At 63.1% G+C, this 19,866-nt stretch carries 18 protein-coding genes; 4 read left to right on the top strand and 14 right to left on the bottom strand.

Going from position 1 to position 19,866, the window contains the following annotated elements; translation table 11 throughout:
- Positions 1 to 25 precede the first annotated feature (25 nt).
- The 4 genes from iolE to NKI20_RS06685 form a co-directional block, all read right to left on the bottom strand.
- A complete protein-coding gene (gene iolE, locus NKI20_RS06700; RefSeq protein ID WP_352829265.1) occupies positions 26 to 943 on the bottom strand; it encodes a myo-inosose-2 dehydratase in 918 nt (305 codons plus the stop codon).
- Positions 944 to 1,129: 186 nt separating this feature from the next.
- A complete protein-coding gene (iolD, locus tag NKI20_RS06695; RefSeq protein WP_352829263.1) occupies positions 1,130 to 2,980 on the bottom strand; it encodes a 3D-(3,5/4)-trihydroxycyclohexane-1,2-dione acylhydrolase (decyclizing) in 1,851 nt (616 codons plus the stop codon).
- A 33-nt stretch (positions 2,981 to 3,013) separates the two neighbouring features.
- A complete protein-coding gene (locus NKI20_RS06690) occupies positions 3,014 to 4,948 on the bottom strand; it encodes a bifunctional 5-dehydro-2-deoxygluconokinase/5-dehydro-2-deoxyphosphogluconate aldolase (protein ID WP_352829261.1) in 1,935 nt (644 codons plus the stop codon).
- A 186-nt stretch (positions 4,949 to 5,134) separates the two neighbouring features.
- Positions 5,135 to 5,863, bottom strand: a complete 729-nt coding sequence (locus NKI20_RS06685) for an SDR family oxidoreductase (RefSeq protein WP_352829259.1) — start codon at positions 5,861 to 5,863, stop codon at positions 5,135 to 5,137.
- A gap of 138 nt (positions 5,864 to 6,001) precedes the next feature.
- Here NKI20_RS06685 and NKI20_RS06680 point away from each other — a divergent pair, with 138 nt between their 5' ends.
- Entirely contained in the window at positions 6,002 to 6,892 is an 891-nt protein-coding gene (locus tag NKI20_RS06680; protein WP_352829257.1) for an AraC family transcriptional regulator, read from the top strand.
- Here the strand turns inward: NKI20_RS06680 and NKI20_RS06675 are convergent.
- Entirely contained in the window at positions 6,889 to 7,734 is an 846-nt protein-coding gene (locus NKI20_RS06675; RefSeq protein WP_352829392.1) for a MurR/RpiR family transcriptional regulator, read from the bottom strand. The genes NKI20_RS06680 and NKI20_RS06675 overlap by 4 nt on opposite strands.
- A gap of 156 nt (positions 7,735 to 7,890) precedes the next feature.
- Between NKI20_RS06675 and NKI20_RS06670 the strand changes: the two genes are divergently transcribed.
- A complete protein-coding gene (locus NKI20_RS06670; protein ID WP_352829255.1) occupies positions 7,891 to 9,000 on the top strand; it encodes a Gfo/Idh/MocA family protein in 1,110 nt (369 codons plus the stop codon).
- A gap of 35 nt (positions 9,001 to 9,035) precedes the next feature.
- On the opposite strand, the gene NKI20_RS06665 is transcribed toward NKI20_RS06670, so the two are convergent.
- A complete protein-coding gene (locus NKI20_RS06665; protein WP_352829253.1) occupies positions 9,036 to 9,734 on the bottom strand; it encodes a helix-turn-helix transcriptional regulator in 699 nt (232 codons plus the stop codon).
- 128 nt (positions 9,735 to 9,862) lie between these two features.
- Between NKI20_RS06665 and NKI20_RS06660 the strand changes: the two genes are divergently transcribed.
- Complete coding sequence (locus NKI20_RS06660) at positions 9,863 to 10,498, top strand: LysE family translocator (RefSeq protein WP_352829251.1); 636 nt, start codon at positions 9,863 to 9,865, stop codon at positions 10,496 to 10,498.
- 201 nt (positions 10,499 to 10,699) lie between these two features.
- Here the strand turns inward: NKI20_RS06660 and NKI20_RS06655 are convergent, their stop codons facing one another.
- The 8 genes from NKI20_RS06655 to NKI20_RS06620 all read right to left on the bottom strand — a co-directional run bounded on the left by NKI20_RS06655 (position 10,700) and on the right by NKI20_RS06620 (position 18,587).
- Positions 10,700 to 11,791, bottom strand: a complete 1,092-nt coding sequence (locus NKI20_RS06655) for a 3-deoxy-7-phosphoheptulonate synthase (protein WP_352829249.1) — start codon at positions 11,789 to 11,791, stop codon at positions 10,700 to 10,702.
- Between the two features lie 236 nt (positions 11,792 to 12,027).
- Positions 12,028 to 12,282, bottom strand: a complete 255-nt coding sequence (locus tag NKI20_RS06650; protein ID WP_031260719.1) for a type II toxin-antitoxin system prevent-host-death family antitoxin — start codon at positions 12,280 to 12,282, stop codon at positions 12,028 to 12,030.
- Positions 12,283 to 12,373: 91 nt separating this feature from the next.
- Positions 12,374 to 13,168 (bottom strand): SDR family oxidoreductase, encoded by a 795-nt coding sequence (locus tag NKI20_RS06645; protein ID WP_352729344.1) that lies wholly within the window; start codon positions 13,166 to 13,168, stop codon positions 12,374 to 12,376.
- A gap of 37 nt (positions 13,169 to 13,205) precedes the next feature.
- Positions 13,206 to 14,201, bottom strand: a complete 996-nt coding sequence (gene iolG, locus NKI20_RS06640; RefSeq protein WP_352829246.1) for an inositol 2-dehydrogenase — start codon at positions 14,199 to 14,201, stop codon at positions 13,206 to 13,208.
- Positions 14,202 to 14,372: 171 nt separating this feature from the next.
- Positions 14,373 to 15,140 carry an ATP-binding cassette domain-containing protein gene (locus tag NKI20_RS06635; protein ID WP_023761106.1) on the bottom strand — a complete coding sequence of 256 codons (768 nt, stop codon included), beginning with the start codon at positions 15,138 to 15,140 and terminating at the stop codon, positions 14,373 to 14,375.
- Between the two features lie 2 nt (positions 15,141 to 15,142).
- Complete coding sequence (locus NKI20_RS06630; RefSeq protein ID WP_023761107.1) at positions 15,143 to 16,219, bottom strand: ABC transporter permease; 1,077 nt, start codon at positions 16,217 to 16,219, stop codon at positions 15,143 to 15,145.
- 101 nt (positions 16,220 to 16,320) lie between these two features.
- Complete coding sequence (locus NKI20_RS06625) at positions 16,321 to 17,262, bottom strand: sugar ABC transporter substrate-binding protein (RefSeq protein ID WP_023761108.1); 942 nt, start codon at positions 17,260 to 17,262, stop codon at positions 16,321 to 16,323.
- Positions 17,263 to 17,555: 293 nt separating this feature from the next.
- Positions 17,556 to 18,587 carry a LacI family DNA-binding transcriptional regulator gene (locus NKI20_RS06620; protein ID WP_023761110.1) on the bottom strand — a complete coding sequence of 344 codons (1,032 nt, stop codon included), beginning with the start codon at positions 18,585 to 18,587 and terminating at the stop codon, positions 17,556 to 17,558.
- 168 nt (positions 18,588 to 18,755) lie between these two features.
- Between NKI20_RS06620 and NKI20_RS06615 the strand changes: the two genes are divergently transcribed.
- A complete protein-coding gene (locus NKI20_RS06615) occupies positions 18,756 to 19,847 on the top strand; it encodes a fatty acid desaturase family protein (protein WP_352829244.1) in 1,092 nt (363 codons plus the stop codon).
- Positions 19,848 to 19,866: the final 19 nt, after the last annotated feature.

Raw genomic sequence — 19,866 nt, 5'->3', positions numbered from 1 at the left:
ACCCATCGCATCAGGCCTCCCTTGATCAGACATTTGGAAAGCCTTGCGTTTCGACCGTGTAGCCGGCGGCGGTCATGACGCGCATCAATTCCTTGTAGCCGACCTGCGCCATCCTGAGCGGCGGGTTCTTCTTCGGATCCTGCTCGGCCTCGACCACGAACCAGCCCTCATAGCCATGGTCGGCAAAGCGCTGCACGATGGCGCCGAAATCCAGCGAGCCGTCGCCCGGTACCGTGAAGGCACCCAGCGCCACCGCGTCGAGGAAGGACTGTTTCGTGCGGTCGAGTTTCTCGATCACGCCCATGCGCACGTCCTTCACATGAACATGGCTGATGCGCTTATGATGGTTGTCGATGGCGCGCAGCACGTCGCCGCCGGCGAATGCCAGATGGCCTGCATCGAGCAGCAATGGAATGCCTTCGCCCGAATAGCGCATGAAGGCATCGAGCTCCGGCTCGGTCTCGACCACCGCCGCCATGTGGTGGTGGTAGGACAGCGGCATGCCTTGCTCGCCGCACCATTCGCCGAATTCGGTGAGGCGCTTCGCATAGGCCTTCATCTCGTCGTCCGACAGCTTCGGCTTGGTGGCCAGCGGTTTGGAGCGGTCGCCCTGGATCGAGCGGCCGACCTCGCCATAGACGATGCAAGGCGCGTTCACCGCCTTGAACAGGTCGATCATCGGCTGGATGCGATCCTTATTGTCAGCCATCCCCCCATCGACCAGCGTGCCGGAGAACCAGCCGCCGCACAGCGTCACGTCTGCTGCCTTGAGGATCGGCAGCATGACATCGGGGTCGTTGGGAAAACGCCGGCCCATTTCCATGCCGGTGAAGCCGGCCGAACGCGACTGGAGCAAGCACTCCTCCAGCGACACGTCATCGCTGAGTTCCGCGAGATCGTCGTTCCACCACGCAATGGGGGACATGCCCAGTTTGGCTTTCAAGTCGTCACTCCAGTTTCAGTTCGTATTCACTCTCCCCCTTGTGGGGGTCCGAAGGACGGGCGAGACCCGTGGCTCGCTCCGGCAAGTCGCTGCGAAGCAGCGGGGTGGGGGTGCGGCGCCGGACCTCACCCGGACCTTCGGTCCGACCTCCCCACAAGGCGGAGGTAGGGGCTTGGCCGCGTTACATCAATCGCCGATTGTCTGCATCTGCCGCTTCTCATCATAGGCTTTGCGCGCCGCGTTAACCTGCGGCCGCGCCGATACTTCCGGCACCGCCACATCCCACCAGTGACCGCCGGCATCGGTGGAAACCAGCGGGTCGGTGTCGATGACAAGCACCGTGGTGCGGTTGTTCTTCGTGGATTTTTCCAGAGCGTTTTCCAATCCGGCGATCGACGGCACCTTTTCGGCAATCGCCCCCATGCTCGCCGCATGCGCGGCGAAGTCGATATCGGGCAGGACTTCGTGACGCGCGTCCTTCAGGAGGTTGTTGAAGTTGGCACTGCCGGTCGCCATCTGCAGCCGGTTGATGCAGCCATAGCCCCTGTTGTCGAGCAGCACGATGGTCAGCTTCAGGCCGAGCATCACCGAGGTGGCGATCTCGGAATTCAGCATCAGATAGGAGCCGTCGCCGATCATGACGACGACCTCTTCGTCGGGCTTCGCCATCTTGGTGCCCAGCCCGCCGGCAATCTCGTAGCCCATGGTCGAGAAGCCGTATTCAGCGTGATAGGAGCCAGGCGCGCCAGCCTGCCAGAGCTTGTGCAACTCGCCCGGCAGACCGCCGGCGGCATGCAACAGCGTCACGCCAGAGCCCATCGCGCGCTGCACGGCGCCGATCACCTGAGCATCCGACGGGAAGGCGGCATTGGTCGACGCCGTCACCTTGGCCGCCTCAGCCTGCCAGGCCGTCTTGCCGCTGGTCGCATTGTCTGTCCAGGTCGCCGGCGCCTTCCAACCTTTAAGCGCTGCACCGAGTTCGGCCAAACCCTCGGCCGCGTCAGTGACCAGCGGCAGCGCGCGGTGCTTGCCGGCGTCGAAGGGCTGCACGTTGAGTCCGATGATGGTCTTGCCCGAGTTCTTGAACAGCGCCCATGAGCCAGTGGTGAAATCCTGCAGGCGTGTGCCGATGGCAAGCACGACGTCGGCTTCTTCGGCCAGCCGGTTGGCGGCGGAAGTGCCGGTGACGCCAACCGCCGCCATGTTGAGCGGATGCTCGTCCGGGAGCGAGGATTTGCCGCCTTGCGTCTCGCAGACCGGAATGCCGGCGCTTTCCGCGAATTTCGCCAGCTCGTTCGAAGCCTGGGAATAGAGAACGCCGCCGCCGGCGATCACCAGCGGCTTTTTTGCTCCCTTCAGAGCCGCGACCGCGGCGGCCAATTCGTGGCGGTCCGGTCGCTGACGGCGCTGGTGCCAGACCCGCTCGGCAAAGAAGCTTTCGGGATAATCATAGGCCTCGGCCTGCACATCCTGGCAGAGCGACAGCGTCACCGGGCCGCACTCGGCCGGATCGGTCAGCACGGCCATGGCACGGCTCAGCGCCGGAATAATCTGCTCCGGCCGGGTGATGCGGTCGAAATAGCGCGACACCGGACGGAAGCAGTCGTTGACCGTCGCTGTGCCGTCGGAGAAATCCTCGGCCTGCTGCAGCACCGGGTCGGGAATGCGGTTGGCGAAGACATCGCCGGGCAGAAACAGGACGGGCAACCTGTTTACATGGGCGAGCGCCGCGGCCGTCACCATGTTGAGCGCGCCGGGACCGATCGAAGACGTCGCGGCCATGAAGCGGCGGCGGAAGTTGGCCTTGGCGTAGGCGATCGCAGCATGCGCCATCGCCTGCTCATTGTGGGCTCGGAAGGTCGGCAATTCGTCGCGCACCTGATAGAGCGCCTCGCCTATGCCGGCGACGTTGCCATGGCCGAAGATCGCCCAGACGCCGCCGAAGATCGGGACCTTGTTGCCGTCGATCTCGATCATCTGCTTGCTGAGAAAGCGGGTCAGCGCCTGCGCCATCGTCAGGCGGATTGTCTTGCTCATGGTGTCTCCTCCGCAGTCGTTGTGCCGCGCTTCTTATGCCGCTTTGCGGCCGCGCGCGGCAAGCCACGCTTCAGTCAGCTGTTCGAAGCGCTGCGCCATGTCGGCGATAGCTTCGTCATCCGACATCTTGCCGGCCAGCCATTGTTCGGCCGCATGGACGAAGATGGTGCGGCCGACGGCAAAACCCTTGACGATCGGCGCCTTGGCGGTGGCTGCGAAAGCCGCTTCCAGCTCGTCCTGCGGCGCTTCCAGCCCAAGCAGCACGACGCCGCGGCACCACGGATCGTGCTTCAGGATGACGGCTTCGATCTTGGCCCAGGCACCGCTCGACGCCTGCGGCTCGAGCTTCCACCAGTCGGGCTTGATGCCGAGCGCATAGAGTTCCTCCAGCGCGCGCGGGATCGTCGTGTCGTCCAGCTTGCCATGCTTGCCGGCGATGATCTCGATGAGAAGTTCTCTGCCTACTTTCCGCGCGCCTTCGAACAGTGCGCGCAGCTTCTGCTGCTGCTCTTCCTTCAAGGCTGCCGGATCGTCGGGATGGTAGAAGCACAGGCACTTGATACAGTGATCGACCGGCCATTCGGTGAGCTGCGAGCCGATGTCCTGCGAGAATTCGAAGCGCAGCGGCCGCGATCCCGGCAGTTCGACCGGCCGCCCGAGCCAGGCGAAGGGATGGCGGGCGAATTCGAACATCGCCTTGCGGCCGTATTTCTCGTCGATCAGCATGCCATAGCCGTCGCGGCCGGCGGCGACCTTCGCTGCCGCCTTGACCGCCAGCACCTTGAATTCTTCGATCCGCGCCGGATTGGCGCCAGCTTTCGCCGCCACATCCTCGAGCTGCACACGGTGGTCGCAGGCGAGCGCCATCAGCGAGGGAATGTCGCGCCGGCGCGTCGTCGCCCAATGGATGTGGTTGATCGCCTCGTCCTTGCGCAAGGCCAGATGCTTGCTGCCGTGCTTGAGGAAGAACTGCAGCTCCTCGAAGGTCGGATACTCCGGCGCGCAGAGCAGCCGCGACACGGCGAAGGCGCCGCAGGCATTGGCCCAGGTCGCCGCCGTCGCATGGTCTTCGCCCCCCAGCCAGCCGCGCAGGAAGCCGGACATGAACGCGTCGCCGGCGCCGAGCACATTGTAGATCTCGATCGGGAACCCCTTGCCGACGACGCCGTCCTCGAGATCGTCGCTGATCGGTCCGTCATAGACGATGCAGCCCATGGCGCCGCGCTTCAATACGATGGTGGCGGACGACAGCGAGCGGATCGCCTTCAGCGCGCTCAGGCAATCATCGGCCCCCGACGCGATCATGATCTCTTCCTCGGTGCCGACAATGAGGTCGCAATCGGGCAGCACCGTCTTCAACTGGGCCGAGACCCGGTCCGATTTGACATAGCGCTCGAAGCCTTCGGCATGACCGGCAAGACCCCAGAGATTGGGCCGGTAGTCGATGTCGAACACCACCTTGCCGCCCTTGGCCTTCATGATGCGGATCGCCTTGCGCTGCGCGGCATCGCTGTTGGGCCGGGAAAAATGCGTACCGGTGACGACGACCGCGCGGGCCGAAGAGATAAACGCTTCGTCGATATCCTCCTCGGCCAGCGCCATGTCGGCGCAGTCCGAGCGGTAGAAGATCATCGGCGAGACGCCTTCGTCCTCGACCGAGAGCAGCACTAGCGCCGTCAGCCGCTCCTTGTCGGTCTTCAGCCCGTCGACATTGACACCTTCACGCGTCAGCTGCTCGCGGATGAAGCGGCCCATCTGCTCGTCGCCGACGCGGGTCAACAGCGCAGAACGCAGGCCGAGCCTGGCCGTACCGACCGAAATGTTGGCCGGGCAGCCGCCGACCGACTTGGCGAAGGAGGTGATATCCTCCAGCCGCGAGCCGATCTGCTGGCCGTAGAGGTCGACGGACGCGCGACCGATGGTGATCACGTCGAGCGGCGCCTGTTTCGCGTCCACGGCTTCGCTCATTGGAACCTCCCGTCGGCCTTGTTGTCATGAACAACATTGTTGGGTAACACGCGCGAGCGGCAGCGTGGTGCCGGGAATATGAAATAATAATTCCAATCCATAGTCAATATGGAATGAGCGTTCCTTCGGCGAAAAGTGCCACCAGGTGTCGCGTTCGGGAAGACACTTTGGCCGGCCTGGCTCCGCTCACCATGGCAGCGGGCCATCGTCGTTGAAGTACCCGGCGTTCGGACCATCGGCAGCCAAGGTCGCCAGGTGTATGACGATCTCGGCCGCCTGCTGCACGGTGCGGTGGCCTCTAAATCCATTCAGGTCGGTGGCGGTATAGCCGGGCGCCGCTGCATTGACCTTGATGCCTTGTGGCGCAAGTTCGCGGGCGAAGGCGACGGTGATGGCGTTCAGGGCCGTCTTGGAACTGCCATAACCCATCAGGTTGACCGACTGGTTCGGCGTGCCCGAATCGAGCGCGCGCCCGATGGATCCCGTGGAACTGCTCACCATCACGATGCGGGCGGCCGGCGCTGCAAGCAGCAGCGGCAGGAAAGCCTGGGTCACGCGGATCGGCCCGAAGACATTGACGTCATAGGTCGCCCTGACATCGGCAAGCTGCTGCTGGCTCGGCGGCAGCTCGTAGTTGATGGCGACGCCGGCATTGTTCACCAGCACGTCGAGACAAGGGCTTTCCGCCTCGACAGTTCTGGCGGCCGCCGCGACGCTTTCGTCCTGTGTGACATCCAGCGCAAGCCATTGCACGTCGAGGCCTTCGCTGCACAATTCCTGCGCTGCCGCCATGCCGCGCTCGGCATTCCTGGCGCCAAGCCACACCTTGAAGCCCATCGTCGCCAAACGCCGGGCAATCTCGCGGCCGATGCCCTTGTTGGCGCCTGTCACCACGGCGGTTTTCGATTTCGTCATTTGGGTTCTCCATCTCTCCATGTCGAAGACCCAGAGATGGCGTCCTATGAGGAATGCCGCGCGCCGAAAACTCTTCGGCTTTTGCCTAATCCTCTCATATGGGTTGCGCGGCCACGATGGACGCGCGATGCTGATGCCATGAGCGAGGCACTGCAGGAGCTGATCGATATCGCCGGCCGTCATGCGCGCGGGCGACGAACGACAACGGCGATCCCCCGCGTTTCGATCGGCCGCAGCGAAGTCGCCACGGCGCCAATGGCGGGGGTATGGGGGTCGGGAATCCTGTTTGTGCTGCAGGGCGCGAAAACGGTCCTGATCGGAGACCGGACCCTCCGCTATGATCCCGCCAGCTATTTCATCTACACCGTCGACACGCCCACCATCAGCCAGTTGGTGGCAGCCAGCCCCAGACATCCCTACCTGGCAATCGGCTTTACCCTCGATCTGCAGGCCATTGCCGCTCTTCTCGTCGAGCACGAGCCGGCACTCGGCGGAGACAATTTCTCCACCTCGCCCGTCAATGAGGATCTGCTCGACGCATTGCGGCGAATAATGCGGCTGCTCGACCGGCCAAGTGAGATTCCCGTGCTGTCGACCATGCTCGAACGCGAGATGTTGTTCAGGCTGCTGCAAGGCCCCCAGGGCGCAAAGCTTCGCCAGCTTGCGCGCGCCGACGGCCATCTATCCCGGATTGGCCAGGCGATCGCGTGGATCTGGTCACATTGCCATGAGCCGGTCCGGGTCAGCGATCTGGCCGAAATCGCCCATATGAGCAACGCTGCATTTTACCGCCACTTCAAGGCGGCGACGGCCATGAGCCCGATCCAGTATCAAAAACAAATCCGGCTCCTGGAAGCCCGCCATTTGCTGGCCGCCCAGCCAGGCAATGTTGCAAGCGTCGCCTTCGCCGTCGGCTACGAGAGTGCTTCCCAGTTCAGCCGCGAATACGCCCGCCAGTTCGGCTTGCCGCCCGCGCGCGACGCAGCGCGGCTTTCGGCGGCAGGCGAGGCTTCGGCAGAAATTCTCTAACTTTTGCGCTTGCGGCCCGTGTCGCCTCGCTTCTCACCGACGCCGACGGTCAGCGCCATGGCCAGCGCCATCGTCGCCGACAGCGAGCGGAAGCCGGCGAAATCGGCCTCGGCAACCTCGAACCAGACCTTGGCGAACTGGGCAAGCGGCGAAAACGAGCTGTCGGTGATGGCGACGATAGGCACGCCCCGTTCCGAAATGCTGCGCGCCTCCTCGATGGTGGCCGGCGCATAGGGCGAGAAGGAGATGGCGATGACGGCATCCGCCGGAGTGGCGAAACCGATCATCTCGGCATTCAGGCCGGCGGCTGATTCGATCAGCTGGTTGCGGATCTTCAGTTTGCCCAGCGCATAGGCGATGTAGGACGCCACCGGATAGGAGCGGCGTTTGGCCAGCACGTAGATTGTCTCCGCCCTTGCCAGCAGCGAAATTGCGTCTTCCAGATGCGTGTCGTCCAGCGTGCGCGAGATGTCGTTGAGCGAGGTGCTGGCGGCGGCGACGAAGCCGTCGAAGATCGCCCGGTGGCCCGCGGCGCCCTCGGCCTTGGCGCGCAAGGCTTGCAGCCTTTCGTCGTAGGACGAATTGCGCTCGCGCAGCCGCTCGCGGAATACCTGCTGCAGGCTGGTGAACCCGTCGAAGCCGAGCTGTTGGGCAAAGCGGATCAGGGTAGACGGCTGCACGCCGGCCGAAGCGGCGATACTTGCGGCGGTGCCGAAGGCAATGTCGTCGGGATTGTCGAGCGCGTAGGCGGCGATCTGGGCGATGCGCCTGGGCAGGCTTTCGCGCCGATCGAGGATCGTTGCGCGCAGCGTCTCGAAGTCGCGAGGTACCCGTTCGTCCATCGTCGCTCTGTCCAAGCTCATGCGTGAAGCGTCCCTCTGTGCCTCATCATAGTGAGCCTGCGCAAGAACACCACAAAAAATGAGGCAGACATTCCATTCCAAGAGAAAATGGATTAATTCATCCACGCAGCGCTTCAGGCAGTGGAGAAACTGAAAATGGTCGGAGTCGGTCTCATCGGCACGGGTTTCATGGGCAAGTGTCACGCCATTGCATGGAGCGCGGTCGGCGCCGTCTTTCCCGATGTCGCCAAGCCGCGGCTGGTCCATCTCGGCGAAGTCAATGAAGAGCTTGCCCGGCGCAAGGCGGCCGAGTTCGGTTTCGCCAAGGCCTCCGGCGACTGGCGCGCCGTCGTCAACGACCCGGAGGTCGACATCGTCTCGCTGACCACGCCCAACCAGTTCCACCCGGAAATGGCCATCGCCATCCTGGAAGCCGGCAAACATCTGTGGTGCGAGAAGCCGATGGCGCCAGGTTTTGCCGAGGCCGAAGCGATGGCGGCGGCGGCGAAAAAGTCCGGCAAGGTCGCGGCCCTCGGCTACAATTACATCCAGAGCCCGTCCATCCGCCACATCGGCACGCTGCTCGACGAGAAGATCATCGGCGAGGTCAACCATCTGCGCATCGAGATGGACGAGGATTTCATGGCCGATCCCGAAGCGCTGTTTTTCTGGAAGCACGAAGCGGCTTCCGGCTATGGCGCGCTTGACGATTTCGCCGTGCACCCACTGTCGCTAGTTTCCGCCCTGTTCGGCCGTGTCGCCAGCGTCATTTGCGACATGGCCAAACCCTATGCCGATCGCAAGGTGGCCAGCGGCGGCCGCCGTGTGGTGGAGACCTACGACATTGCCAGCGTGCTGATGCATCTGGAGAACGGCATCGCCGGCACGTTGCTGGTCAACCGATCGGCCTGGGGCCGCAAGGGTCGCATCGCCATCCAGATATTCGGATCGAAGGGGTCGATCCTGTTCGATCAGGAGCGGATGAATGAAATCCAGCTTTATGTCACCGCCGACCGCCCGACCGAGCAAGGCTATCGCACCATCCTTGTGGCGCCGCACCACAAGCCCTACGACGCCTTCCTGCCGGCGCCAGGCCATGGCCTCGGCTTCAACGATCTCAAGATCATCGAGTGCCACGAATTGCTGACGCGGCTTGCCGGCAAGCCGGCGCGGCTCATCGAATTCGCCGAAGGACTGGAGATCGAGCGCACCGTGCACGCGATGGCGCGCTCGTTCGAGGAAAAGCGCTGGGTGGATGTGAGGTAGGTCCGCTTCTGGCATTCGCTTTGCGTTGGCCGCTTTTAGCCAGCGTTCGAGGCATTCGTCTCCCACCCGTCTACCCAGACCTGCCGCAACCGGTCGCCTTCGCCCTTGAACCGTAGCCCCGTCGCCTGGCAATCCTCGATCCGGTCGCTGCGGAAATTGCGGATCGCCTGGCGCAATTCGCACCAGGCGACGATATTGGCGGTCTCGGCGTAGTAGATCAGGGCGATCGGGCGGACGAGCCGCTCGGAGGCGCGGCCCATTTCGTCTCGATAGGAGATGTCGAGCTTCTCCTCGTCGCGGATGGCGCGGCGCACCAGGGCCAGATCGATCGCGCCGGTCGAAGGCGCGGCGAACCCCCACGCATGCAGCGCATTGGCATCGAACGCCTGGCGCAAGGGTGGCGGCACCGCACCGGCGATCTTGGCACTGACACGCTTGGCCGCCTGCTTGAGCTCGCTGTCCCCTGTTCGCTCCAGCAGCGCCAGCGACAGGACGATCGCCTCCATCTCCTCGATCGAGAACATCAGCGGCGGCAGGTCGAAGCCGGGGCGCAGTATATAGCCGATGCCACGCCCGCCCTCGATCGGCACGCGCATCGCCTGAAGTGCCGCGATATCGCGATAGATCGAGCGCACCGTGACTTCCAACCGCTCGGCAATCGTCGCCGCCGTTACCGGCTGCCGCGCCAACCGCATGATCTGGATGATCTCGAACAGGCGTGACGCCTTTCGCATTTTTCACCCGGGTTTCCGATGACAACTGACACACCATCGTCAGTTGGGCTGTTCTATAGGAGCGCCTATCGGGTTGAGAATCAACACATTCCGCTGCGGCCTGGCCGGCGAAGCGACAGGCAACTGACATGGATTACGCGGCAAATCTCTGGCTCTTCTGTCTCCTCCTGTTCGGCATCATCATCGTGCCGGGCATGGACATGCTTTTCGTGCTTGCCAATGCGTTGACCGGTGGCGGCAACAGGGGACTTGCCGCGACCGGCGGTATCATGCTGGGCGGCATGGTACACACGCTGAACGGCGCGCTCGGCGTCGGCCTGCTGATGCATTTCGTGCCGATCCTCTACAATCCGCTGCTGATTGCCGGCGCCGCCTACATGGCCTTCATAGGCCTGTCGCTGATGCGCAGCTCGATCAGGGTCGGCGCTGCGGGGCCTGCCGGCAGCCGTTCCGCATGGAAGGCGTTTCGCCAGGGGCTGGTGATCTGCCTGATCAATCCAAAGGCCTATCTCTTCGTCTTCGCGGTCTATCCGCAATTTCTGAAGCCGGCCTACGGTCCGATCTGGATCCAGGCGTCCATCATGGGATTGATGACGATCACCATGCAGTTTACCGTCTATGGCGGGCTCGCCGTCACCGCCGGCCGCAGCCGAAATCTGCTGGTCGCCAATCCCCAGGCGACCGCCTTTGCCGGCCGGGCAGCCGGACTGCTCCTGGTTGCGGTCTCGGTATTCACGGCATGGGAAGGACTGAGAGCGGGGTAGGACACGGATTTCTTGCGAAGAGGACCCCACCCTAACCCTCCCCACAAGGGGAAGGGAACACTGCCGCGCACTCCAATTCGATCCTTTTGGCGCCTGAACGTTGGCAGTTTGCCGTTGTCAGCGCCGACTGGAGTCTCCCTCCCCCTTGTGAGAGGGGTTAGGGGCGGGGGTCCGTGCCGGGCAACGGCCGGCAATAGTGGCTTAGGCGGCTCCCTGGCGGCTGTCGATCATGGCGCGGCGCACCGAGCGGCGCCACTCGACGGCGCCGGCAAGGCCGTGCAGCACCGTCTCGGTGGTCGCCCAGTCGATGCAGCCATCGGTGATGCTCTGGCCGTAGACGAGCTGCTTGCCTGCCACCACGTCCTGCCGGCCAGCGACGAGGTTGCTCTCGATCATGACGCCGATAATGCGCTCGTCGCCCGCCGCGACCTGGCCGGCGACATCGGCCGCCACCTTGGGCTGGTTCTCGGGCTTCTTGGCTGAGTTGGCGTGGCTGACATCGATCATCAGACGGGGCGCGACACCGATGCGGGCGAGTTCCGCAGAGGCAGCTTCGACGCTCGCCGCGTCATAATTCGGCTGGACGCCGCCGCGCAGGATGACGTGGCAGTCCTCGTTGCCGGTGGTCGTCGCGATGCCGCTGCGGCCGCCCTTGGTCACCGCCATGAAATGATGCGGCTGGGCGGCGGATTTCACCGCCTCGGCAGCGATCCGCAGATTGCCGTCGGTGCCGTTCTTGAAGCCGACCGGGCAGGACAGGCCCGATGCCAGTTCGCGGTGGATCTGGCTCTCGGTCGTGCGCGCGCCGATGGCACCCCAGGCGACGAGGTCGGCAATGTATTGCGGCGTTGTCATGTCGAGGAATTCGGTCGCAGCCGGCAGGCCGAGATTGTTGACGGCAGACAGCACGTTGCGCGCCATCCGCAGTCCCTTGTCGATGTTGAAGCTGCCGTCGAGATCGGGATCGTTGATCAGGCCTTTCCAGCCTATTGTGGTGCGCGGCTTCTCGAAATAGACCCGCATCACGATCTCAAGCCGGTCCGACAGGCTCTCGCGCAGCGCCGCCAGACGGCTGGCATAGTCTACCGCAGCGACCGGATCGTGGATCGAACACGGGCCGACGATGACGAGCAGCCGATCGTCGGTGCCGTTCAAGATAGCGTGGATGGCATTACGTGAAGCGCTGACGGTGCGCGTCGCCGTCAGCGTGCGCGGTATTTCCCGCATCACCTGGTCCGGCGTACTCAATTCCCTGATTTCCTTGACCCGAAGATCATCTGTAGTGGTCAACACGGCTTTCTGCTCCTGTTTGGGGAACCTGCCGGCTGAAACAAAAAAGCCGCCAGGTATGGCGGCTGTTCGGATCTTGTTGCTGCAATCTTCAGATCGAGCGCAATCCTCCCGCCGCCAGCGAGCTCCTAAAGTACCAATACGTGGCGGTCAGGTTGATCATGAAGCTCATATAGTCGAAGCCGAAGTGTTTGTCACGTGCCCCGATGGCAACCGAGCAGCAGCCTCACAACGGCAGATCACGCGGGTTCGTCGCGCCGGCGCTCAAGGTCAAGATCGGCGCCGCGCAGCGGCGAGCCCTGCAGGAACTCAGCAAGCGTGACCTTGCGCGCGGTCTTGCGATGCCATTCCTCGGCCGAGACGACAACCACGCTTGGTTTGCCGTTTCTGGTGATCGTCTGCGGTGAGGACTGTGCGCGCTCGATAACCTCCGAGAGCCGGGCCTTTGCTCCGGCGACCGTCCAGTTGGTACCCTCTTTGGGTGCAGATGGCATCTCGACCTCCGTGACCATCCTGACTACATGGAATAGCGATGCGTCGGCAACAGGGCGCGGGTGACGGGCGTTTCCGCTGGACTCGCCGGCGCTATTCCGGCGCCGACCCGGCAATACCCTGGTCGTAGTCGACCAGCGATCCGGTCATGACGCCCGATTGCGGGCTCACCATGTAGCTGATCAGCCGAGCCAGCTGGTCCGGCTTCACCAACTGGCCCATCGGCTGCGCGGCTTCGGCCTTTGCCAGCCAGTCGTCCGGCGCGTCGTGCCATTTCTTCTGGACGATATCCTCACCCTCGGTGTCCATCCAGCCGGGCAGCACGGCGTTGCAGCGGATGCGATTGTGTCGATACGAATTGGCGACGTTCTTGGTCAGCGTCATCAGCGCGCCCTTGCTCGTGGAATAGGGCGTCAGGAAAGACTGCCCGCAATGCGCCGACATGGACAGCACATTGACGATCGAGCCAGGCGCCTTGCGATCGAGCAGATGCGCCACCAGGCCCTGCATCAGGAAAAACGGGCCGCGCACATTGGTGTCGAAGATCTGGTCGAAAAGCTCTTCGCTCGTTTCGACCAGCGAACCGCGCGCCGACGTCGCGGCGGCGTTGACCAGGGCGTTGATTGTGCCGAAATGTGAGATCGCGGTGGCGACAGCGCGTTTGCAGTCGGCGACCTTCGAGACGTCGGCGCTGATGAAGATGGCGTCGACACCCAGTTTCCTGAAATGGGCAACGGCCTTGTCGCCCTTCTCCTGCGAGCGGCCGATGAGCGCCAGCGCCCGGCAGCCCTCGTCGGCCAGCGCCTCGGCAACGGCAAAGCCGATGCCTTGCGCACCACCGGTGACGATGGCGCGTGTCTGTGAATTGCGATCGGCTGATGTGCTCATCGCGATGCTCCTGTGTCTGGGGTCCGAAATCCGGTTCTTACTTGTCGAGGCGGACGGTCTTGCCCGATGTCGCGGACTTTAGTGCCGCGTCCGCCAGCTTCAGTGCCACGAGGCCATCCGCGCCGCTTGGCGCCGCCTTCTTGCCCGACGTCGCCGCCGCGATGAAGGCAGCGATCTCATTGGCATAGGCGTCGAGATAGCGGGTCATGAAGAAGTCGTGCAACGGCGGGCGCGTATAGCCCTTCTCGTTGGCCAGTTCGATCGACACCGGGCGCTGGTTCTCGGCCGCGATCATGCCTTTCGAGCCGTGCACCTCGATGCGCTGGTCGTAGCCATAGGTGGCGCGGCGCGAGTTGGAGATGACGGCCTGCTTGCCGGATGCGGTTTCGAGGATGACGCTGACGCTGTCGAAATCGCCGGCCTCACCGATCTTCTTGTCGACCAGCACCGAGGCATGCGCGCTGACCGCCACCGGCTCCTCGCCGAGCAGGAAGCGCGCCATGTCGAAATCATGGATGGTCATGTCGCGAAAAATGCCACCCGAGCGTTTGATGTAATCGATCGGCGGCGCACCCGGATCGCGCGAGGTTATCGTCACCATCTCGACGGTGCCGATCGCGCCGTCGTCGATCGCCTTGCGCACGGCGGCGAAATGCGGATCGAAGCGCCTGTTGAAGCCGACCATCAGCGTCGCCTTTGTCTTGTCGACCACCGCCAGGCATTTCTCGACCCGCTCGACGTTCAAATCGATCGGCTTCTCGCAGAAAATCGCCTTGCCGGCCTTGGCGAAACGCTCGATCAGGTCGGCGTGGGTGTCGGTCGGCGTGCAGATGACGACGGCGTCGATGTCCTTGGATTTCTCGATGGCGTCGATTGTGCGCACTTCGGCGCCATAGGCGCTCGCCAACTCGGTCGCCGCCTTCTCGAACGCGTCGGCGACGGCAACCAGTGTGGCCTGCGGATTGGAGCCGACGGCGCGGGCGTGGACCTTGCCGATGCGGCCGGCACCGAGGAGGGCGAAGCGGAGAGTCATGGAAATTTCCTCTGGGGATGGGTTCGAGAGAGTGGTGTCTCCACCTTCCTGTCAGGGAAAGGTGGCAGGCGTATTTTTGTTTTGGCGCAATTCCGGCCGGAAAACCGTGTCACACCTTTCCTGGAATTGCTCAATGCGCCAGATTGTGCCTAAACCGGGTGATCACCCTGTTTAGGCCGCGAGCTCTGCCTCCCCGGTCTTGGCGCCGGTGATGTAGGAGACGATATCGTTTCCGTCGGTGTTCTCCTTGCGCAAATTGGCGACGATGCGGCCGCGCCGGAATACGACGATGCGGTCGCAAAGATCGAACACCTGGCGCATGTTGTGGCTGATCAGGATCAGCGGCTCGCCATTGTCCTTCAGCGTACGGACGATGTTTTCGACCTGTGCGGTCTCCTGCACGCCAAGTGCCGCCGTCGGTTCGTCCATGATGATCAGTTTTGAAGCGAAGGTTGCGGTCCGGGCGATCGCCACGCACTGGCGCTGGCCGCCCGACATATGGCGGATGGTGTTGGATAAATTGGGTATCTTCACCGCCGTGCGGACAAGTGCGGCCTCGGTCGCCTTGCGCATGTATTTGCGGTCGAGGATCGAGAACGGGCCGAGATTGAACAGCACCTTTTCGCGGCCGAGGAACAGGTTCGACGGCACATCGAGGTCGTCTGCCAGCGCCAGGTTCTGGAACACCGTCTCGATGCCCGCCTCGCGCGCCTCGATCGGCCCGGTGAAATTCACTTCCTTGCCGTCGAACCAGATCTGGCCGCTGGTGCGTTGCTCGACTCCGGTGATCTGGCGCACGAAAGTCGATTTTCCGGCGCCGTTGTCGCCCATGATGGCGACATGCTCGCCTTTGCGCAGCTCGAAGTTCGCGCCCTCCAGCGCATGCACGCCGCCATAGCGCTTGGTCAGGTTTTCGGTCTTCAGGACGATGTCTGACATGGTCAAGCCCTCATTGCCCGCAGGCGTTGGCGCCACTGGTCGAGAACGACAGCACCGACGATGATCACGCCCTTGACCATCTCCTGGTAGTAGGCGTCGAGGCGCAGGAAGGTAAAGCCGGAGATGATGACGCCGAAGATCAGCGAGCCTATCACCGTGCCGATGATCGAGCCGCGGCCGCCTGACAGCGAGACGCCGCCGATGACCGCCATGGCGATGGCATCGAGTTCGTACATCACGCCCATGCCGGACTGTGCGGTGAGGTTCTTGGAGCTCAGCACCACGGCGGCGAGCGCGGCGAGTACGCCGGCGATGACGTAGACCAGGATCTTGTGGTTGGCGATCTTGATGCCGGACATACGCGCGGCGTCCTCATTGGAGCCAATCGCATAACAATGCTTGCCGTACCTTGTGTAGCTCATGATCAGCTGGAACAGCACCGCCAGAGACAGGAAGATGATGACGGGCATCAGGCCTTTGCCGATCGCCGCGAAACTCTCGGTGGGAAACGAGATCGGCTGGCCCTTGGACCACCATTTGGCGATGCCGCGCGCGGTCACCATCATGCCGAGCGTGGCGATGAACGGCGGAATGCGCGTGTAGGCGATCAAGGCGCCGTTGATCAGGCCGGCAAACAGGCCGCAGCCGATAGCGACCAACACCGGCACGATCACCGGCAGGTCGGTCCAGCCCTGCGCGAGGAACATCGCCTTGGGGTTGGGATTGCCGTTGACGGTCGCCACTTGGGCAAAACTCATGGCAATCATCGCCGTCGCGCCGACGATCGAACCCGAGGACAGGTCGATGCCGCCGGTGATGATCACCTGCGTCACGCCGATGGCGATGATGCCGACGATCGACACCTGCAGGATGATGATCTGCAGCCGCGCTTCATTGAAGATCGCGCTGACGTCGCTGCGGGTGTTGAACAGGAAGCTGTCGCCAAGAAAGAGCCGGCCGATCAATTCGAAGACGACAACAAGAATGACGAGCGCCAGGAAGACGTTGAGTTCGGCAGGCCATGCGCGCTTCTTCGCATCATAGGTGAGGCCGCCGACGCCATGAGATGTCTGTGCCATCGTTCTATCCTCCGTCAGCCGCAGTTCTCCCCTTGCTGCCTTGCCGGCGCTGAGGGGAAGAGGAGCGGCGCAGTGAGAGCGCCGCTCCGTATGTCCGCTGCTCAGTTCTTCTTCAGGAACTTGTCGATGTTCGCCGGCGTCACCAGTTGGAAGGGGACGTAGACCTTGTGTTCGACCTTTTCGCCCTTGGAGAGCTTGAGCGCCGCATCCAGCGCACCGGCGCCCTGGCCGGCCGCGTCCTGGAACACGGTTGCGTCGAGGTCGCCCGCCTGCATGGCGGCCAGCGCGTCCTGGGTGGCGTCGACGCCGCCGACGACAACCGACTTCATGTCGATGTTGGCGGCTTTCATCGCCTGGATGGCGCCGATCGCGCTTTCGTCATTGTTGGCGATGACGCCGTCGAATGGCTTGCCGGTCGACAGCCAGTTGGTCATCAGGTTCTGCGCCTCGTCGCGGTTCCAGTTCGACGTCTGCTTGTCGATGATCTTGATGAAGTTGCAATCCGGCGTGGCGATCACCTCTTCGATATCCTTGGTTCGCTGCACGGCGGCCTGGTTGGAGAGCTCGCCCATGATCACGTAGACGTTGGCTTCCTTCTTGCCGGCTTCCTTGAACAGGCGGCAGACTTCCTTGGTCTCGAGCGTGCCGGAATCGGCCTCGTTCGAGGCGACGAAGGCCTGGTTGTCAGGCAGCGTGTCGACATTGACCGGCTCGCGGTTGACGTAGACCAGCGGGATCTTGGCTGCGGCGGCAGCGTCCGACATCGCCTGCGTGGCCGAGGTGTCGACCGGATTGACGATGATCGCGTCGACGCCCGAGGCGGCGAAGTTCTTGATCTGGTCGAGCTGCTTGGCAACGTCGTTCTGCGCGTCTTCGACCTGCAGCTCGACGCCGCTCATGCCCTTGGCCTGCGCAATCATGCCGTTGCGCAGCACGGTCAGGAAGTTGTCGTCGAACTTGGCCATCGACACGCCGACCTTGGCGGCCATGGCAGATGAACTCATCAGCGCCGCGAAGGCGACGCCCAAAAGCAGTTTCTTCATTGTGTTTCTCCTCCACATATTGGTGTCCGGTTTCACCGATTTATCCGGAATCCCCGATCTCCCCGGGGAATCTCTCCCACGGCCTTTTGTTCCGGATGGCGTTTTCCTAGGGGGAACGCCAGGCTCCCAGTTCGAAACAGATGTCCGGAACGAAAGGACCAAAATACGTAGCTGATGAAATATTTATTCCATTTCACATCGGGGCGTCAAGGGCGATTCAGCGGCCTGCGGGCCTATTTACGCATCGCCCTGATGGATTCTATCATTTGCCTCGGCGGCTCGCCTCACGGCAGCTAGATGTTTTCCGGCAGATAGATGTCAAAGGGCAGGAAGGTCTGGCCTGGAGCGTTGGCGGCGCCGGTTTCGATGGCATGCGCCATCAGGTCTACAAGCTCACGACATAAAGCGGCGAGCGGCGTCGAGATCACCATGGTGAGGATGTTGTCGGCGAGGGCCGCGCGCGATTCGGCGTTGATCTCGTTGCAAACGACTACCGGCATGTTCGCGGGCTTTGCTGCGCGCAGCGCCGACACCGCACCTTCCATGCCCCCGCCGGCGACGTAGCAGCCGACAAGATCCGGATAACACGCCAGAAGATCGATCATCGCATCATGGGTCACCTGGTTGGCTTCCAGATTGACCAGCGTTTCAAGCACGCTGAAGTCCGGCGCATGCTCGCGGAAGAAGGAGCGAAAGCCGATCTCGCGCAGCTCGTGGCCGTGGAAGCGGTGGCTGCCGACGAAGAGGGCGACCTTGCCGGGTTCCTTCGCTGCCTTGGAGATCATCCATGCGGCGGTGCGCCCGACCTTGCGGTTGTCGAGGCCGATATAGCCCTCCCGGATGCCGGCGGCAAAGTCGGACAGCACCGAAAAGACCGGCTGGCCTCTCGCCTTCAAGGTTTCCACGACCGCTGTCAGGGTCGGATGGTCCGGGCCGACAACGGCGATAGCCCGCGATTTTGCCGCCAGCCTGCGCATCTGGGATGCGATCTCGTCGGGAGCCAGGGAACTGGCGAAGTCGATGGTCGCAACGCCACGGAAGCGCTGCGATTGCGAGATGGCCAGTTCGAGTTCCCGCGCGAAGTCACCGTAGAAGGCATCATTGCCCCGTAGCAGCAGGAAGCCCAGCCGGTATTCCGGCAATTCCTGGCGCATGCGCTGCTTGATAAGTCCGGCGGCGTGATAGCCGATATCGGTAGCGGCCTCGTAGACGCGGCGCGCGGTCTCCTCGCGCACCGGCAGCCGGTTGTTCAGCACGCGGTCGACGGTGGCGACACTGACGCCCGAGACGCGCGCCAGATCGGTGATGGTGGGCCGTTTCGCCATGCTTGCCTCATTGGATCGCCTGAGGCTTCCTACACCATTCTGATGGGAAATGATAGAAACTATCTTTATGATGTTGAGTCTATCATGATCTGGCACTATTTTTCAGGCTCGAAGCCAAATGGATTTCGGGCATTCGTTCCGACGAGTGCCTCGCCGAGGGAGGCAACCATGCATGCTGCGCCGTCCCGGCGTGACTACAGCCTGATCGGCCGCGACGCCAAGCTCGCCGTCGAGACCGGGCTGTCGGCGGCCGAATGGTATCACACCGAGATTCCGCGCAAGCAAATAAAGGAGCTGATGCAGCGCTCCGACGGGCCGGCGATCCGCGATACCATCATCTGGCTCGCTGCCCTGATCGTCAGCGGCGCCGCCGGTGCCTGGTTCTGGGGCACATGGTGGTGCGTGCCGTTCTTCTTCGTCTATGGCGTTCTCTACGGCTCCTCGACGGATTCCCGCTGGCACGAGTGCGGCCATGGCACCGCGTTCCGGACGCAGTGGATGAATGATGCGGTCTACCAGATCGCCTGCTTCATGATCATGCGCAATCCGGTGACCTGGCGCTGGAGCCATACGCGCCATCATACCGACACCATCATCGTCGGCCGCGACCCGGAAATCTCGGTCATGCGACCGCCGGACCTGGTCCGCGTCGTCCTGGGGTTCGTCGGTGTGCTCGACGCCTGGCATGCGATGAGCGACATGCTGCGCAACGCCGCCGGCAACATCAGCGCCGCGGAAAAGACCTTCATTCCCGAGCAGGAGCAGCCAAGGGCGATCCGCGTCGCCCGTATCTGGACGGCGATCTATGCCGCGACCATTACGTTGGCGCTCTACACCGGCTCGTTTCTGCCGCTGATGCTGATCGGCCTGCCCAGGCTCTATGGGGCCTGGCATCACGTCATGGTCGGCCTTCTGCAGCATGGCGGCCTGGCCGACAATGTCACCGACCACCGGCTCAACAGCCGCACCGTCTACATGAACCCGATCAGCCGCTTCATCTACTGGAACATGAACTACCATGTCGAGCATCACATGTTCCCGATGGTGCCCTATCACGCGCTGCCGAAGCTGCACGAACTGATCAAGCACGATCTGCCGGCGCCGACACCGTCGATCCTGGCCGGCTACCGCGAGATGATCCCGGTCTTCCTGCGCCAATTGCGCAACGAGGACTATTTCCTCAAGCGCGAGCTGCCGCCGACCGCCAGGCCATACCGCGAGGAATTCCACAACGATGCCGTCGCGGCTGCTGCGGAATGATCGCTCGGTCGTCCGGACT

This window comes from Mesorhizobium sp. M0830 (assembly GCF_040319965.1).
Taxonomy (GTDB): domain Bacteria; phylum Pseudomonadota; class Alphaproteobacteria; order Rhizobiales; family Rhizobiaceae; genus Mesorhizobium.
This window is presented reverse-complemented; position numbering and strand designations above follow the sequence as displayed.